We start from the raw sequence: 17,487 nt of genomic DNA, 5'->3' as shown, positions 1-17,487 counted from the left end.
CTATTGACTTTTACAGAAATAATAGATTTATGATTAAGTATATGGAGTGTTTTGATGAGTGAATCATCACCGTTGGAGGTCCATGTCCTTGCCAGTGGTAGCAAGGGCAATTGTACAGTAATAAAAAAAGGGAACTCTGTCATATTGCATGATGTAGGCATTAGTTGCCGGCGCATTGTCAATGGGTTAAAAGAATTGCATATAGACATGGCTCAGGTGGAGGGCATATTCGTCAGTCATGAACATAGTGATCATATTGCGGGACTACAACAATTACTAAAACGATTTGATCTTCCTGTGTATACGAAGCAGGGCACATGGCGTGAAATTCAAGATAAGTTAATCGTACCGAAGAATCGATTGATTGAGCTTACAAAGGGCAGTTTAACGTTGGGCGGTCTCACCGTAGAGCCGTTTTCGGTAAGTCATGATGCGGCTGATCCAATTGGAATAAATGTGTTTGCTGGGAACGATAAGGCAACTGTTGTTACTGATACAGGTGTGATTTCAGATGATATTTTACGCAGGCTTGATGATACGACGCTGTTAGTGCTAGAGGCAAATTATGATCCGCATATGTTGCGTTTCGGACCCTATCAGCCGTTTTTAAAACAACGTGTGGCTAGTGATGAAGGTCATTTGAGTAATGAAATGGCTGCACAAGCTCTACTCATGATGAAGCGTCCTAATTTTATGCAAGTTATATTGGCTCATCGATCTGAAAATAATAATAACGCTGTCCTTGTTACTCAAACCATTGGTAAAATGCTTGTGGATGGTGGTGTTCGTATTGGACCTGAAATGAAGCTGCAACATGGTCAACCTAATGAAATCGTGTCCATCCAATCTGTGAAGAGGTAAAAATGAGATTTTATATAGTCTGTATTGGTAAATTGAAGGATGCTTATTTACGTGAGGGTGTAGCAGAGTTTGTGAAACGTATGCGTCCCTATGGTGGTATTACAATTACAGAGCTGAATGAAAGTAAAATTGGAGATAAGCCGAGTGATGCGGATCGCAAACAAGTTGTTGCCGAAGAAGGAGACCGTTTATTAAAAGCGGTTCCTAAAAATGCGTATACCGTATTACTTGACGTGTATGGCAAAACGATGTCCTCTGAAGAACTCGCTAAGACGGTATCTAAACTTGAGGTGGATGGTGTGAGCGATATGGCCTTCATTATTGGTGGTGCCTTTGGGGTGAGTGATACATTACGTCAGACTGCAAATTATAAATTATCCTTTAGCCCTATGACTTTTACACATCAAATGGTTCGATTGTTACTCGTAGAGCAAATATATCGAGCATCAAAAATTAATCGCAATGAACCTTATCATTGGTAGAAGAAGTAGATTTAAAAATTATTTGTATAATACTTTCAGAAAAAAGGAGTTTTATTATACTGTGGCGAATAGTATAATAAAGCAAGATGTATTTGTAAGGAGGAATTCACTATGAAAATCCAAGAAGTAATGAATAAATACCCTGTTACTGTTGGCAAAGATGCGCCGATTTCTGATGTAGCTGATTTGTTGGTTAAATATAATTTAACAGCTGTGTCCGTAGTGGATGATGATAATAAGTTGTTAGGTATTATCTCTGAAGGTGATTTACTATATAAAAAAGTACGTCCTCATGTGCCTCATTATGTTAATGTATTAGGCGCTAGCATCTATTACAATGGCATTGGCGAATACAATGCTCAATTCAAAAAATTATTGGCATCTCACGTTCATGAGTTGATGACTGATGAAGTAATTACAACCACACCGGATAAAGATGTAGAAGAAATTGTATCTGTTATGCTTGATCAACATTTGAAAAATGTGCCAGTTGTAGATAAAGAGTATCGTTTGATCGGGATTTTGTCTCGTCGTGACATTATCAAATTGATTGCTAAAGATAACTAATTAGCATAATTATGTAAAATATGTAAAGACCACCCATTTTGGGGTGGTCTTTTAGTGTATATTGAGAAGAATTGCATTGACCTTGCATTTATGTTATTATTAGGAGTGCATAATATACTACAGAAATTTGGGCATATTGCCCTTCGAGGAGGACATATTTTAAATGAAAGCAACTGTAAATCCTGTTGATCAACACGTAGTAACGTTAACTATTGAAGTACCTGCAGCAGAAGTAGATAAGGGCATTAAACAAGCTGTAAAACGCATTGCAGGTCAAGTGAACATCCCTGGCTTCCGTAAAGGACATGCGCCTCGCCGTATTTTGGAAATGAACTTCGGCAAAGAAGCTATCTTGGAAGAAGCATTTGAAGTATTGGCTAGCCAAAACTATAGTGCTGCACTTCGTGAAAATGATATCGTGCCTGTATCTGAACCTGAAATCGAACGAGAACAATTCGAAGAAGGCAAAGATTTGATTTTCAAAGCTACTGTAACTAAACGCCCTGAAGTTAAACTTGGCGATTACAAAGGCTTAGAAGCAGAAAAACAAGATGCTACAGTATCTGATGAACAAATCGAAGAACAGTTGAACAATATTCGTGAACAACAAGCAAAAATGGTTGTTGCTGAAGAAGGCGCTACAATTCAAAAAGATGACTTCGCAGTAATCGACTTTGCTGGTTCCGTTGATGGTAAACCTTTTGATGGTGGTGAAGGTAAATCCTACCCATTACAAATCGGTTCTGGTAGCTTCATTCCTGGCTTCGAAGATCAATTAATTGGCGCTAAAGCTGGTGATGATGTAACTGTAAAAGTAACATTCCCTGAAGACTACTTCGTAGCAGAACTTGCTGGTAAAGAAGCAGAATTCAAAACTCATATCCATGATATTAAACGTAAAGAATTGCCTGAATTGAATGATGAATTTGCAAAAGAAGCAAGCTCTTACGAAACTATTGAAGAATTGAAAAAAGATCTTCGCACTAAAATGGAGGAAGAAGCTTCCCGTCGTGCAATCGATACTTACAATGCTGACTTGATTCAAACAGCTGTTAAAAATGCAACTGTAGAAATCCCAGAAGTAATGATTAAAGATCGCGTAGAACAAATGATTCAAGAATTGGCTATGAATATGGAAGGCCGTGGCTTGAAACTTGATGACTACTTGAAATTCTCCAATAAAACTATCGAAGATTTACGCTCTGAATACAAAGATTCCGCAGCTGAAAACGTACGCGCTGATTTAGTATTGGATGCTATTGCAACTGCTGAAGGTATCGAAGTAACTCCAGATGATATGAACCGTGAAATCTTCATTATGGCTCAAAACTTTGGGGCAGATCCTAAAGAAGTTTGGGATATTATTGCAAAAGAAGGTCGTGTAGCTATGTTGGCAGGCTCTGTAGCTCGCAAAAAAGCAGCTCGATTCATTATTGATAATGCAAAAGGCGCTGAAGCGGCTGAATAATAGTTTGCTCAACTAGGTACATGAAAAGGTGATTATATGTATGTACCAATCGTAGTTGAACAAGGTGAACGCGGAGAGCGTTCCTATGATATTTACTCTCGCTTGTTAAAGGATCGCATTATTTTCCTTGGTGGCCCCATCGATGATAATGTGGCAAATGCGGTTATTGCGCAAATGTTATTCCTAGAAGCAGAGGATCCTGATAAGGATATCCATTTGTACATCAATAGCCCTGGCGGTGTTGTAACTGCCGGCATGGCTATTTATGATACGATGCAATATATCAAACCAGATGTGTCTACTATTTGTGTAGGCTCTGCAGCGAGCATGGGTGCTGTGCTTTTAACAGCTGGCACTAAAGGTAAACGATATGCGTTGCCTCATGCGCGCATCATGATTCACCAACCATTAGGCGGTGTGCAAGGGCAAGCATCTGAAATTGAAATCCATGCCCGTGAGATTCTTCGCATGCGTGAAGAGTTAAATGGTATCTTAGCTTCTCGCAGTGGACAAGATATTGAAGTAGTAGCTCGCGATACAGATCGCGATAACTTCATGAGTGCTCAGGATGCCGTTGAATACGGCTTAATCGATGAGGTACTCACAAGAGAACCTGTAGAAAGCAAGTAATGGAGGCGCCCCTTGGCAAAAGATAAAGATACTATGCGCTGCAGTTTTTGTGGACGCACAAGCGAAGAAGTCCGCAAATTAGTGGCGGGTCCTAACGTGTATATTTGTGACGAATGCGTTGAAGTTTGTGAACGCATCATTGCAGATGAGTTGGGTGCGGTTGAGACGGACGACTTCAATTTAAAAGAATTGCCAACGCCTAGAGAAATTAAAGCTCATCTTGACGAATATGTTATTGGTCAAGATGATGCTAAAATCTCTTTAGCTGTGGCCGTATATAATCACTACAAACGCTTACAAACAGATAATGTAGTAGATGATGTAGAATTACAAAAGGCTAATGTATTGTTCATTGGTCCTACTGGTAGTGGTAAAACACTATTGGCTCAAACCTTAGCGAAAATGCTAGAAGTACCATTTGCTATTGCAGATGCTACAAGCTTAACTGAAGCTGGGTATGTGGGGGAAGATGTAGAAAACATCCTACTCAAAATTATTCAAGCTGCAGATTATGATATAGCTCGGGCTGAACGTGGCATTATCTATATCGATGAAATCGATAAAATTGCTCGTAAGTCTGAAAATCCTTCTATTACACGTGATGTGTCTGGTGAAGGTGTACAACAAGCATTGCTTAAAATCTTAGAAGGTACCGTTGCTTCTGTTCCTCCTCAAGGTGGTAGAAAGCATCCTAATCAGGAAATGCTTCAAATCGACACTACGAATATTCTCTTTATTTGTGGTGGAGCATTTGATGGTATGGACAAGGTTATTACTAAGCGTACCGCTAAGAAAACACTTGGTTTTGGTGCAGATGTACAGCGTAAAGAAGAACGTAATATATCGGCTATCTTAAAAGATGTTGTACCTGAAGATTTATTAAAATTTGGTTTGATCCCTGAGTTTATTGGACGTTTGCCTGTAATGGTGACATTAGATCAATTAGACAGAGATGCATTAATTCAAATTTTGACAAAGCCTAAAAATGCATTAACAAAACAATATGAAAAAATTCTATCCCTTGATGGTGTAGAGTTAACTTTCACTGAAGATGCATTAGAAGAAATCGCTGATGAAGCATTACAGCGAAAAACAGGTGCTCGTGGTTTGCGTGCTATCATTGAAAAGGTGATGAAACGCGTAATGTTTGAGGTTCCTTCCATGCCGGAAGTAACTAAGTGCATTGTGAATCGTGAATCCGTATTAAGCACAGGTGAACCTATACTCAAAAATGAGGCAGACCAAGACATCCAGTTGAAATCGTAATTCGAAGAAACTCATTTCTGTGTAGGAATGAGTTTCTTTTCATAATATATATACCTGGAGGAAGTATGAATTTACTCGAAGTTGGGATCCCTACCGTACCTCTCAGAGGCATGGTAGTATACCCGAATATCGTGATTCACCTCGATATCGGTCGAGACAAATCCATTAAGGCGGTGGAAGCCGCAATGAATGAGGACCGCATTTTAGCCGTCGTAACTCAAAAAGATGATGCTGTAGATGCACCAACAGTTCATGATTTAGCCCAAATGGGTACATTAGTAAAAATTAAACAAATGTTGCGCTTACCAGGTGGTATAGTACGTGTTCTTGTAGAGGGCATCACTCGTATTCGTCTTATGAATATTACTAGCATGGACCCTTATTATATAGGAGACTATGAACGAGTGGCGTCTGAATTTGAAGACGATGTAGAGCTTGAAGCTTATCGTCGTTTGGTTCAAGCTAAATTTGGCGAATGGGCAGAAGAAGCTAAATCAGTTACTGATGAAGGTGTAACGCGCGTTATGGAATTACGCAATCCTTGTGAATTAGCTGACCAAGTTGCATTTCTATTGCCTATTAATAATTTGAAACGTCAAGAGTTACTTGAAGAATTATCTGTAGCTCGTCGTCTTAACATGATTGTAGGCATTTTAAATATGGAATTACAAATCTCTGATTTGGAAAATTCCATCAATAATCAAGTGCGTCAATCTATGGAAAAAGCGCAGAAGGAATATTTCTTGCGCGAAAAAATCCGCGTTATCCACGATGAGTTGGGTGATAAAGGAGATCCCGAGGAGGAGGCAGAAGAACTACGAGTTAAGTTAAAAGCACTTAACCTAAGTGAAGACGTACATACGCGTATTGATAAAGAAATTTCTCGTTACAGCCGCATGCCTCAATTGATGCCGGAAGCAACAATTTTGCGCAATTACCTAGATTGGGTATTGGCATTACCGTGGAATGAATTAACGGAAGACCGCTTAGATATCAAGGGCGCTCATGCTATGCTCGAAGCCGATCATTATGGCCTTGAAAAGGTTAAGAAACGCATTTTAGAATTTTTAGCGGTTCGTAAATTAACCGGTAAAAATAGTGGCTCTATTCTTTGTTTAGTAGGCCCACCAGGCGTTGGTAAAACCTCTTTGGCTACCTCTATTGCTAAAGCAATGAATCGTAAGTTTATCCGTGCATCCTTAGGTGGTGTTCGTGATGAAGCTGAAATTCGTGGACATCGACGTACTTATATTGGTGCTTTACCTGGTCGTATGATTCAGGGGTTAAAAAATGTAGGTACTAAGAATCCTGTATTTTTATTGGATGAAATTGATAAATTAGCATCTGATTATAAAGGTGATCCATCTTCAGCGTTATTAGAAGTATTGGATCCAGAACAAAATAGCACATTTAGTGATCACTTTATCGAAGTACCGTTCGACTTCTCTGAAGTTTTCTGGATTACTACGGCTAATGTAGCATCTAATATTCCTGGTCCATTGTTAGATCGTATGGAAATTATTGAGTTGTCCAGCTATATGGAAGAAGAAAAACTAGAAATTGCTAAGCGTTACTTAACACCTAAGCAAATTAAGAAAAATGGCCTTGAAGATTACAAGGTTAAATTATCTGATGCTGTGTTAAGAAAGGTAATTTCCGAATATACTCGCGAAGCAGGTGTTCGTACTTTAGAGAAAACAATTGCTAAGATTTGCCGTAAGATTGCTTTCAAAGTAGTTGAAGAAGGCGGAGACGCACCAAAAGTCACTACTAAGAATCTGCACGAATTCTTAGGCGCACCAATCTTTGTTGACCAAGAGCGAGAAAAGAAAGCACAAGTTGGCTATGTAAATGGATTAGCTTGGACATCTGTTGGTGGTGTAGTATTACCATGTGAAGCTACAACTATGAATGGTACCGGTAAATTGGCTTTAACTGGTAGTCTCGGCAAGGTTATGCAAGAGTCTGGTCAAGCGGCTATGAGTTATATTCGCCATAATGCAAAAGCTTTAAAGATTGAAGAAGATTTTTATAAAAAGCTTGATATTCACGTTCACTTGCCAGAAGGGGCAACCCCTAAAGATGGTCCTTCTGCAGGTATTACAATGACATTAGCTATGGTATCTATTTTGACTAACCGCAAGGTTCGTTCTGATATTGCCATGACTGGTGAAATCACATTGCGTGGCCGCGTATTACCAATAGGCGGCTTAAAAGAAAAATTATTAGCAGCCTTGTCTCATGGTATTAAAGAGGTGTTGATTCCAAAAGGCAATGAAAAGGATATTGCAGAATTACCTGACATTGTGAAAGAAGGACTCATCATTACGCCAGTTAAGACAATGGATGAAGTATTAGCAAAGGCACTTGTGTAATGCAAAAGAAGAAAAAATCCACTAAACCAATGGGCCCAAAACCACAATATACACGAAAAGAACCAAAGGGGCCTCGTATTATAGCTGCAAAATATAATACTTCCTGTGTGAAGGCGGATCAATATCCTGAAGGGGATACCGTAGAAATCGCCTTCCTTGGACGCTCTAATGTGGGCAAGTCTTCGTTGATTAATTCTTTATGTAACTATCGTGGGTTAGCCCTCGTTAGTGGTCAGCCAGGTAAGACTAAGACGATAAACTACTTTGATATTGAATCAAAAGAGGATATTTCTGACACCGAGGAACGCAGATATAACTGGTTTCTCGTGGACCTTCCTGGTTATGGTTTTGCAAAGACAAATAAAGGAAACCGCAATCTGTGGTCTTCCTTTATTGCCGATTATATTTTACATTCTGAACGATTGATGTTGTTGTGTTTACTTATCGATGGTCGCCATCCTGAAATGGCCATTGATAAGGTGGCCTTTGATTGGCTCGTCGAAGCCGGTGTTCCGTTACAAATTGTAGTGACCAAGGCCGATAAATTGACGGCTAAAGAAAAGTCTGCAAACTTGTCTATTATTAAAGAGCTATATCCAACGGCTACCCCGCCGATTTTGTACAGCTCTTTAAAGCATACTGGACGTGAGCTTTTACAACAACGAATCAATAAAATTTTGGTAGGAGATGAAGCATGAGTCAAACGAACGAATTAGAGATTATGGAACGCATTGCTCTAGATTTAGAGCGTGTCGAAGAGTCTCTTGCATCATCTTTTAATACCGGTGCAGAGGACTTCAATGCACTGATTCGACCGTTATCAGCAGCAGGTGGTAAGCGTTTGCGCGCTCAATTGTGTCTATTGATTGCTAATGCAGGTACATCTATAGAGCGTCAACGCATTAAAATTGCTGAGGCTGTTGAAATGCTTCATTTAGCAACACTTATCCATGACGATGTTTTAGATCAAGCTGAAATTCGCCGTGGGGAGGATACAATTCACATGCATAAAGGCAATAAGGTAGCTATCCTTAGTGGTGATTATTTATTTGCTAAAGCATTTAAAATCGTATCTGAAATGACGAATATGAAGTATCTTCAAGTATTCTCTCATATTATTACATGCCTCGTAGAAGGTGAGTTCATGCAAATGGAAGATGTATATCGCATCGATCAAGGCATAGAGCGTTATATGACAAAGACGCAAAAGAAAACAGCAGACTTCATGGAAGGCTGTATGGAGCTTGGTGGTCTCTTAGGAGATTGGCAAGAGGATGAAATCATAGAGTTGAAAAAATATGGTCATGCATTAGGCATGGCATTCCAAATTACAGACGATATTATGGATTATCGTGAAACAGCGGAAACAACGGGAAAGCCTGTAGGGAATGATCTTCGAGAGGGACTATTGACGTATCCGTTATTAAGCATCGTTAACGATGGTAATAAAGATAAATTGCTTGAAGAGATTAAAGGCTTAAATAATGGTGGTAATGAGCAAGACATTATTGATTATGTTATTGCTCAAGGTGGAATTGATAATACATTAGCTGTAGCTGATAAATATTGTAAAGATGCTCTAGCGGCACTCGCTGCAGTGCGTGATTTCCCAGGGAAGGAATTTCTTGTGATGGCTGTAGAAAATCTGGCTGATAGAAAGGTATAATATGGAACCATTCGAACCAAAATCGGATTTCGAATATCCCATGCAAAAACCTTCTTTTGATAGTGTAGTTCGTCAAAAAAGGCGTGAAGCAGAACAAAAGTCTGAGCAAGAACGATATAAGGTGGCAACTCAACACATTTCTGAGGATGTGGAAGATGAACCAGTTTATACGGCTATAGAGCAGAAGATGATGGATGAAGCAAGGGAATTGTCCCTTGTAGGACATCTTTCAGAGCTGCGAAAACGATTGATTATAATAGCTGTAGCGGTTATTGTGGGAACTTGTATTTCTTATTATTATGTAGACTTATTATTGGAAATACTCCTAAAACCGGCTGGCAAGCTTTATTATATGAGACCTACTGAAGCATTTTTTACATATATGAAGGTGTCTGTTGTAGGTGGCTTAGTCATAGCCGCTCCCATTATATTGCATCAGATTTGGCTATTTGTTAAGCCTGCACTAACTGTGCGAGAAAAGCAGCTATCTAACTGGATCTTACCAGTAGCAATTGGTCTATTCGGGATAGGTATTGTATTTTCTTATTTTCTCGTATTGCCTGCAGCAGTGAAGTTCTTTATGGGCTTTGCTACAGATGAATTACAGCCGATGTTTTCTATTGGTCAGTATATGGACTTTGTATTATCCTTTGTACTGCCCTTTGGATTTATCTTTGAGTTGCCGTTGATCTTAATTATTTTGGGATATTTCAACTTAATTACATCACGCTTTTTAAAAACGAAGCGAAAGATATTTATTCTTATATCCTTTATCATAGGTGCTGTCATTTCACCTACACCGGATATGTTCTCGCAAACGATGATTGCATTACCTATGATATTGCTATATGAAACAAGCCTATTTGTATTGGCTAAAATTATGAAGCGCTAAGGAGTCTTTTAGGAGGAACGATGAAAACCTACGAAAATTTAACCACATATAATCCTGGTGAAATAGAAGGCAAATGGTATTCTTATTGGGAAAATCAAGGATACTTTCACGAAGAAGTAGACACGAATAAAGAGCCATTTAGTATCGTATTACCACCTCCTAATGTAACTGGTATGTTGCATATGGGGCATGCCCTTGATAACACATTACAAGACATCCTCATCCGTTTCAAACGCATGCAAGGCTACAATGTATTGTGGATGCCAGGTACAGACCACGCTGGTATTGCTACACAAATCAAAGTAGAAGAGATGCTTGCTAAAGAAGAAGGAAAATCTCGCTATGATTTGGGCCGTGAAAAATTCGTAGAGCGCGTGTGGGAATGGAAAAAAGAATATGGTGATACTATTGTAAAACAAATCCGTAGCCTTGGCGCATCCTGTGATTGGAACCGTGAGCGATTTACTTTGGATGAAGGGTATTACCATGCAGTGCGCGAAGTATTTGTAAGCCTTTATGAAAAAGGTTTGATCTATCGCGGTGAACGCATCATCAACTGGTGTCCTCGTTGTGCCACTGCGTTATCTGATGTTGAAGTTGAGCATGAAGACGAACATGGCCATTTATGGCATATTAAATATCCTGTAAAAGGTGAAGATAATCGTTTTGTTGTTGTTGCTACAACTCGTCCAGAAACAATGTTTGGTGACGTAGCAGTAGCAGTAAATCCTGATGATGATCGTTATAAAGATCTCATTGGTAAAACATTGATCTTGCCATTTGTTAATCGAGAAATTCCTGTAATTGCTGATGACTATGTAGATGCTAGCTTCGGTACAGGCTGTGTAAAAATTACACCTGCTCATGACCCTAATGACTTTGAAATGGGCCAACGTCATAATTTGGAATCCATCGTTGTTATGAACAATGATGCAACAATGAATGAAGGTGCTGGCAAATTTAATGGCTTACCTCGTGAAGAAGCGCGTAAACAAGTAGTAGCAGAACTTAAAGAATTAGGCCTACTTGAAAAAATCGATGATCATGACCATGCAGTAGGTCATTGCTCCCGTTGTAATACAATCATCGAACCAATGGTATCTAAACAATGGTTCGTAGATATGAAACCATTGGCAGAGCCCGCTCTTAAGGTTGTTAAAGACCACGAAGTAGAGTTCGTTCCTGAACGTTTTACAAAAACATATGTGAACTGGCTTGAAAATATCCGCGATTGGACGATTTCTCGTCAATTGTGGTGGGGCCATCGCATTCCTGCATGGTATTGTGATGACTGTGGTGAAACTATCGTTAGCCGTGAAGATATTACAGAATGTCCTCATTGCCACGGTCATGTTACACAAGATCCAGATGTTCTTGATACATGGTTTAGCTCTGGTTTATGGCCGTTTGCCACAATGGGTTGGCCTAAGCAAACTCCAGAACTTAAACAATGGTATCCAACAAGTGTGCTTGTAACTGGTTACGATATTATCTTCTTCTGGGTTGCTCGTATGATCTTTATGGCTCTTGAGTTTGAACATGAAATTCCATTTAAACATGTATTTATTCATGGTCTTGTTCGCGATAGCCAGGGCCGTAAAATGAGTAAATCTTTGGGCAATGGTATTAATCCGCTTGAAGTTATCGACCAATATGGTGCTGATGCATTGCGCTTTACTCTTGTAACTGGCAACACACCTGGTAACGATATGCGTTTCTATATGGAACGTGTTGAGGCTAACCGTAACTTTGCCAATAAGATTTGGAATGCATCAAAATTTGTATTGATGAACCTTACTAATTATGATGAAAGTTTCGTTCCAACAGCAGATGATTTGACATTAGCAGACCAATGGATTGTTCAAAAATACAATGAAACAGTACAAAGCGTAACATCTAATCTCGATAAATTCGAACTTGGTGAAGCAGCAAGTTCCGTATATGATTTCATTTGGAATACGTACTGCGATTGGTACATTGAATTAGCGAAACCTCGTTTGTATAGTGAAAGCAACGAACGTGATCGTCGTACAGTTCAATATTTACTTGTAACAATCTTACGTCATATGCTCGAATTATTACATCCATTCATGCCGTTCGTAACTGAACATATTTGGCAACATTTGCCACACGAAGGGGACAGCATCGTTGTTACTAAATGGCCTGAAGCATTGAAATTCGATAATCTTGAAGGGGCAGCACGTCAAATGGAAGTTATGATGGATGCTATCAAAGGTATTCGTAACATGCGTGCTGAAATGAATGTGCCTTTAGGTAAAAAAGCTGAGGTTATCGTAGCGCCAACAGATGAAGCATTAGCTAAAACTGTAGCAGAACATAGTGACTACTTCGTAACATTGGCTTGGGCTGAGAAAGTAACAATTCTTAGTACCGATGATCCAAAACCAGAAAATGCGACTGTAACCGTTGTCAATGGTATGGAAGTATATCTCTTACTTAAAGACTTGATTGACGGTGAAAAAGAAAGAGAGCGTATTGCAAAGGAAAAAATCCAAATGGAAAAAGAAATTTCTCGTTTGGAAGGTAAATTGTCTAACCAAGGCTTCTTAGCAAAAGCTCCTGAAGCTGTAGTAGCAAAAGAAAAAGAAAAGTTAGAAGAATATAAACAAAAACAACAAGCGTTATTGGAACGTGAAGCGTTCCTTGAAACCTTATAATAGGAGGTTTATATGACATATCAGGAGGCCTTAGCCTATTTGGAGCAGGCATCTTCATTTGGTATTAAACCTGGCCTTGAACGAATTACGGCTCTTATGGATGTGTTAGGGAATCCACAAGAAGATTATAAAATTGTTCATGTTACAGGTACAAATGGTAAGGGCTCGGTTACCTCATATATTTCCTACGCACTGTTTACAAGTGGATTACGGGTGGGGCGATTTACATCGCCTCACCTTCAATCCTATACGGAGCGTATTCAAATTAATGATGGAAATATAACAGAGGAAGCCTTTGGGACATTAATTAGTCGCGTAAAGGTTGCCGTAGATACTATTATTAACAATGGAATAGAAGCGCCAACACAATTTGAAATATTAACAGCTGCCGCATTTTTATTCTTTAAGGAGCAAGGTGTCGACTATGCCGTAGTAGAAGTTGGTTTAGGTGGCTTACTAGATTCTACTAATATCGTGACTCCAAAAGTATCTGTTATTACTAATGTAACAATAGATCATCAAGCATATTGTGGTGATACTGTCGAGGAAATTGCACGCCATAAAGCGGGGATTATTAAACCTAAGGTGCCTGTAGTGACAGCTGCACAAGATACACCTCTTAATATCATTGAGGACGTAGCTAAAAAACGACATGCCAAGCTTTATGTTTTTAATAAAGATTTTGGTATTGATAGCCGCAGCGCTGTAACGGGTGGTCAAATGATTACGATTAGTTCTAACGATGCTGCACCTGCTATGTTGTTTACGACGATGGCTGGCATTCACCAATCTGTAAATCTCGCTTGTGCATTGATGGCCGTACGTTTATTGATGAAAGAGGATACGAACATCAGTGAAGAAACGATGCGTGAAGGATTTGCCCGCACTACGTGGGCGGGGCGCTTTGAAGTTAAACGAGGCTTAGATCGTACCTTTATATTTGACGGTGCTCACAATGCGGCAGGGGCTGAGTCTTTTGCCATGACGTACAATGAATTATTTAAGGACACACCGAAAACGGTGGTAATGGCTATCCTTAAAGATAAAGATCAAGAGGCTATTATTCGTGAAGTAATTAAATCTGGCGACACAGTCCTCGCTGTACCTGCACCAACAGATAGAACAGAGGTACCTGAAAACTTGGTTGAAGTGATTCGTCGTACTGTACCTAAGGTGACGGCTCAAACTGCAGAATCTGTTGAGGCTGCATTAGCATTGGCTTATAAACATACAAAGACTGGTGATATCATTGCTGTATGTGGTTCTTTATATATTCTAGGAGATGCTCGTCAGTGGTTTTTCCATGAGATGAGCCATTGAGGTGAGAATATGGAACTCTCACTCATTCCTAATCAGAAACGACTTACCTTTTATATTGAACGATTAATCTATGGTGTTGTCATTGCGATGCCACTTCAGCCAATGGTGGGAGATGTACTTCTCTGGTTGGCTATAGGTCTAGCATTATATGATTTGATTTCTAGTAAATCATTGAGTTTGCCGACAGGTTATTTATCTTGGACTGTTATGATCTTTGTTATCTGGACAGGTATATCGTCGTTAATGTCCCCAAACTGGGATTGGTCTATTCAGAGCTGGTTCTACCAAATTGTAGCGGGTGGGGGCATGTACTATTTAGTTCGTACCTATATCCGAACACCTAAACAGTGGAACTATTTTCTTCGTGCCTTTTTAGGTACAGCCGTTCTTGTATGCATTATTGGGGCCTATCAGTATATATTTGTTCCTAATATACATATAAAAGAATGGGTAGATGCAGCACAATTCCCTAAATTGATGCGTCGAATGGCGTCTACATTGCAAAATCCTAACTTGTTAGGGGCTTATCTATTGATGGTACTAAGTGTATGTATTAGCTATATTCTTGTTTATATGAAAGAGAATCGTACTCGTGAAGTTGTTACAATGCTGATTATTGGTGTTGTATTATTTTTAACGATGTTATTAACCTATTCGCGTGGCATTTGGATTAGTTTTGCGGCCATGATTCTGTATTGGGCTATTTTCGTAGAACGAAGACTATTCTTATCCTTGTTAGTGGTACCGTTAATTCTATACTTCTATGAAGGGGAAGTTGCTTCGCGACTTTGGTCTATATTCCAAGGTCATGATACGTCATCAGATCTTCGCTGGGCTCTATGGGATAGCACAATGTATATCGTACGAGAAAATCCAATCTTTGGTATTGGGTGGAATACATTCTACTTAGTTTATCCAGAGTATAACTATTACATTCAAGGTCCTAATGTGTTGATGTATCATGCCCATAATTTATATTTAAATATATTGGCTGAAACAGGTATTCCTGGCTTGCTATCATTCCTAGCAGTTATCGTCGGTCATGTTATTACATCTGTTCGTTTGAAAGGGGATATGTTCCGACAAGCTGCACAGATAGGTATAGGCGCTTTAGCTATCGGAGTTCTTTTTAGTGGATTGTCTGATTTTGAGCTCTATAGCCATCAAGTTACTATTGTTTTTTGGCAACTCCTTGGTTGGGTTGGGGCCTTTGTGAAAGTACAACTTTCCACAAAGGCCCATATGTAAAAGGTATATTTTGTATAATTAGTAAGTTTTATGGTAGCGATACAATTTCATAGTATGGTATAATTTATACATACCTTAGCAGGGTAAGCTTAAGTATATTTAACCGGTTTTCTAATGTTAGAATAATTGAACATTATTGCTTGCATTTGAAAACCGGTTTTTTGTATATCTATATTTTTATAGGAGGTGTAGCGGTCAGTTTCTGTATATATTATTTTTTTATTATATTGATAAGGCTCTATATATTGTATTGAGATAGTTCGATATACATAAAAAACAACAATATATACTATTAAATTGATAATTCCTGTGAGTTATATCGGTGTGAATAAAACTTATGTGAAAATGTAAAAACCTATGCGTTTTGGTCATAATGCACAGTCGGAGTGTGATAAAAAATACATTTTAGTCATATAAGTTGACAATACATTGGATGTGGACTACGATGAAGTCGGTTTAAGGAACGTATTAGACCAAAGAGATTCAATTGTCGTTTAACAATGTTACTCTTAAAGGAGATGGTTATGGTGATAGACATCAAAGACCGCGTAAAAAATGTGGACCTGCAAGGTAAAATTGTCACTGCTTATGATGCAGCTCAGTTGATTAACCCTAATGACAAAGTTGGTATTTCCGGCTTTACACCATCGGGTTATGCAAAAGTTGTGCCATTGGCATTGGCAGAAAGAATGGAAAAAGAACCATTCAAAATCGATTTGTGGACAGGTGCTTCCGTAGGTGATGAAGCTGATGGTGCGTTAACTCGTGCTAATGGTATTAATCGCCGCTTTCCATATCAAACCAATAAAGATATGAGAAAGGCTTTAAATAGTGGAGATGTTAAATACATCGATATGCATTTAAGCACAATGGCACAAAATATTCGTTATGGATTTTTCGGAGATTTAGATGTAGCAATAATTGAAGTATGTCAAATCAACGAAGATGGTTCTTTAGTACCGACTACCTCTGTTGGTAATTCTCCAACATTTGTTAGTCAAGCTAAAAAGGTTATCGTAGAGGTAAATGTATCTCAACCATTATCCTTAGTTGGTATGCATGATATCTATGAACCGTTGGATCCGCCACATCGTAAACCAATTCCGTTGGAACAGGCCGGCGATCGCATCGGTACAGAAGCAATACCTTGTGATCCTAGCAAAATTATTGCTGTGGTTCCAAGTGATGTACCTGATACAACAAGACCTTTAGCTGCTATTGATGATGATGCAAAGGCAATGAGTCAACATCTTATCAAATTCTTTGAACAAGAAATTGCAGAAGGGCGTTTGCCTAAAAACTTGCTTCCATTGCAATCCGGCGTAGGTTCTGTAGCAAATGCGGTAATTAGTGGCTTGGCTCAAGGGCCTTTCACAGATTTATCTATTTATACAGAAGTAATTCAAGACGGTATGTTTGACTTGATCGATGCTGGTAAAGTAACTGTATGTTCCGGTACTGCATTGAGTCCTTCTCCAGATGGATTGAAACGTTTCTATGCGAATATTGATGAATATCGTAAAAAAATTATTCTTCGTCCGCAAGAAATCTCCAATAACCCTGGTATTGCTCGTCGTATTGGTGTCATTGCCATGAATACCGCTATCGAATTTGATATTTTTGGCAATGTAAACTCTACTCATATTATGGGTAGCAAAATGATGAATGGTGTTGGTGGTTCTGGTGACTTTGCACGTAGTGCATATCTCACTATCTTCTGTACCAATTCCGTTGCTAAAAATGGCGACATCAGTTCTATCGTTCCATATGTATCCCATGTGGATCATCCAGAACATGACACTATGATTTTCTGTACAGAACAAGGTGTTGCTGACTGTCGTGGTTTGAGCCCAGTGGAAAGAGCTCGTTTGATTATTGAAAAATGTGCTCACCCAGACTACAAACCTATGTTAACTGAATACCTAGAAAAAGCATTAGCTGCAACAAAGAATGCCCATACGCCAATGTTGCTCGACGAAGCTCTTTCTTGGCATAAACGCTTCACAGAAACTGGAAGCATGAAAAAATAACTTT

General features: G+C 39.0%; 14 protein-coding genes. All 14 read left to right on the top strand.

The window, feature by feature from the left end:
* The first annotated feature begins 54 nt into the window (after nt 1-54).
* The 14 genes from E7K77_RS03330 to E7K77_RS03265 all read left to right on the top strand — a co-directional run bounded on the left by E7K77_RS03330 (nt 55) and on the right by E7K77_RS03265 (nt 17,483).
* A complete protein-coding gene (locus E7K77_RS03330) occupies nt 55-861 on the top strand; it encodes an MBL fold metallo-hydrolase (RefSeq protein ID WP_004698746.1) in 807 nt (268 codons plus the stop codon).
* Between the two features lie 2 nt (nt 862-863).
* The gene (gene rlmH, locus E7K77_RS03325) at nt 864-1,343 is read left to right on the top strand and encodes a 23S rRNA (pseudouridine(1915)-N(3))-methyltransferase RlmH (protein ID WP_004698704.1); all 480 of its coding nucleotides are present in this window, start codon (nt 864-866) and stop codon (nt 1,341-1,343) included.
* A 111-nt stretch (nt 1,344-1,454) separates the two neighbouring features.
* Nucleotides 1,455-1,910 (top strand): CBS domain-containing protein, encoded by a 456-nt coding sequence (locus E7K77_RS03320; protein ID WP_004696521.1) that lies wholly within the window; start codon nt 1,455-1,457, stop codon nt 1,908-1,910.
* Between the two features lie 163 nt (nt 1,911-2,073).
* The gene (gene tig, locus E7K77_RS03315; protein WP_004698674.1) at nt 2,074-3,378 is read left to right on the top strand and encodes a trigger factor; all 1,305 of its coding nucleotides are present in this window, start codon (nt 2,074-2,076) and stop codon (nt 3,376-3,378) included.
* Between the two features lie 36 nt (nt 3,379-3,414).
* Nucleotides 3,415-4,008 carry an ATP-dependent Clp endopeptidase proteolytic subunit ClpP gene (gene clpP, locus E7K77_RS03310; protein ID WP_004696517.1) on the top strand — a complete coding sequence of 198 codons (594 nt, stop codon included), beginning with the start codon at nt 3,415-3,417 and terminating at the stop codon, nt 4,006-4,008.
* 12 nt (nt 4,009-4,020) lie between these two features.
* Nucleotides 4,021-5,274, top strand: coding sequence for an ATP-dependent protease ATP-binding subunit ClpX (gene clpX, locus E7K77_RS03305; protein WP_004698679.1), 1,254 nt, complete (start codon nt 4,021-4,023; stop codon nt 5,272-5,274).
* Nucleotides 5,275-5,339: 65 nt separating this feature from the next.
* Nucleotides 5,340-7,649: an endopeptidase La gene (lon, locus tag E7K77_RS03300; RefSeq protein WP_004696511.1), complete on the top strand. Its 2,310-nt coding sequence runs from the start codon at nt 5,340-5,342 to the stop codon at nt 7,647-7,649.
* Nucleotides 7,649-8,347 carry a ribosome biogenesis GTP-binding protein YihA/YsxC gene (gene yihA / locus E7K77_RS03295; protein WP_008601447.1) on the top strand — a complete coding sequence of 233 codons (699 nt, stop codon included), beginning with the start codon at nt 7,649-7,651 and terminating at the stop codon, nt 8,345-8,347. Before lon ends, yihA begins: the two co-directional genes overlap by 1 nt.
* Nucleotides 8,344-9,315 carry a polyprenyl synthetase family protein gene (locus E7K77_RS03290; RefSeq protein WP_021148372.1) on the top strand — a complete coding sequence of 324 codons (972 nt, stop codon included), beginning with the start codon at nt 8,344-8,346 and terminating at the stop codon, nt 9,313-9,315. Before yihA ends, E7K77_RS03290 begins: the two co-directional genes overlap by 4 nt.
* A gap of 1 nt (nt 9,316) precedes the next feature.
* The gene (gene tatC, locus E7K77_RS03285) at nt 9,317-10,207 is read left to right on the top strand and encodes a twin-arginine translocase subunit TatC (RefSeq protein WP_021148371.1); all 891 of its coding nucleotides are present in this window, start codon (nt 9,317-9,319) and stop codon (nt 10,205-10,207) included.
* Between the two features lie 20 nt (nt 10,208-10,227).
* Nucleotides 10,228-12,885, top strand: a complete 2,658-nt coding sequence (locus tag E7K77_RS03280; RefSeq protein ID WP_021148370.1) for a valine--tRNA ligase — start codon at nt 10,228-10,230, stop codon at nt 12,883-12,885.
* 12 nt (nt 12,886-12,897) lie between these two features.
* Nucleotides 12,898-14,205 (top strand): bifunctional folylpolyglutamate synthase/dihydrofolate synthase, encoded by a 1,308-nt coding sequence (locus E7K77_RS03275; RefSeq protein WP_021148369.1) that lies wholly within the window; start codon nt 12,898-12,900, stop codon nt 14,203-14,205.
* Nucleotides 14,206-14,214: 9 nt separating this feature from the next.
* Nucleotides 14,215-15,453, top strand: coding sequence for an O-antigen ligase family protein (locus E7K77_RS03270; protein ID WP_004696499.1), 1,239 nt, complete (start codon nt 14,215-14,217; stop codon nt 15,451-15,453).
* 524 nt (nt 15,454-15,977) lie between these two features.
* Nucleotides 15,978-17,483: an acetyl-CoA hydrolase/transferase family protein gene (locus E7K77_RS03265; protein ID WP_004696497.1), complete on the top strand. Its 1,506-nt coding sequence runs from the start codon at nt 15,978-15,980 to the stop codon at nt 17,481-17,483.
* Nucleotides 17,484-17,487 lie beyond the last annotated feature (4 nt).

Origin of the sequence: Veillonella parvula, from assembly GCF_032577575.1 — a bacterium.
Classification (GTDB): Bacteria; Bacillota; Negativicutes; order Veillonellales; family Veillonellaceae; genus Veillonella.
This window is presented reverse-complemented; position numbering and strand designations above follow the sequence as displayed.

Bases quoted from the DNA above. Each gene is read 5' to 3' on its own strand.
- tig (WP_004698674.1), top strand. From the start codon at position 2,074: ATGAAAGCAACTGTAAATCCTGTTGATCAACACGTAGTAACGTTAACT.
- rlmH (WP_004698704.1), top strand. From the start codon at position 864: ATGAGATTTTATATAGTCTGTATTGGTAAATTGAAGGATGCTTATTTA.
- E7K77_RS03330 (WP_004698746.1), top strand. From the start codon at position 55: ATGAGTGAATCATCACCGTTGGAGGTCCATGTCCTTGCCAGTGGTAGC.
- E7K77_RS03290 (WP_021148372.1), top strand. From the start codon at position 8,344: ATGAGTCAAACGAACGAATTAGAGATTATGGAACGCATTGCTCTAGAT.
- yihA (WP_008601447.1), top strand. From the start codon at position 7,649: ATGCAAAAGAAGAAAAAATCCACTAAACCAATGGGCCCAAAACCACAA.
- E7K77_RS03320 (WP_004696521.1), top strand. From the start codon at position 1,455: ATGAAAATCCAAGAAGTAATGAATAAATACCCTGTTACTGTTGGCAAA.
- lon (WP_004696511.1), top strand. From the start codon at position 5,340: ATGAATTTACTCGAAGTTGGGATCCCTACCGTACCTCTCAGAGGCATG.
- E7K77_RS03265 (WP_004696497.1), top strand. From the start codon at position 15,978: ATGGTGATAGACATCAAAGACCGCGTAAAAAATGTGGACCTGCAAGGT.
- E7K77_RS03275 (WP_021148369.1), top strand. From the start codon at position 12,898: ATGACATATCAGGAGGCCTTAGCCTATTTGGAGCAGGCATCTTCATTT.
- tatC (WP_021148371.1), top strand. From the start codon at position 9,317: ATGGAACCATTCGAACCAAAATCGGATTTCGAATATCCCATGCAAAAA.
- clpP (WP_004696517.1), top strand. From the start codon at position 3,415: ATGTATGTACCAATCGTAGTTGAACAAGGTGAACGCGGAGAGCGTTCC.
- E7K77_RS03270 (WP_004696499.1), top strand. From the start codon at position 14,215: ATGGAACTCTCACTCATTCCTAATCAGAAACGACTTACCTTTTATATT.
- E7K77_RS03280 (WP_021148370.1), top strand. From the start codon at position 10,228: ATGAAAACCTACGAAAATTTAACCACATATAATCCTGGTGAAATAGAA.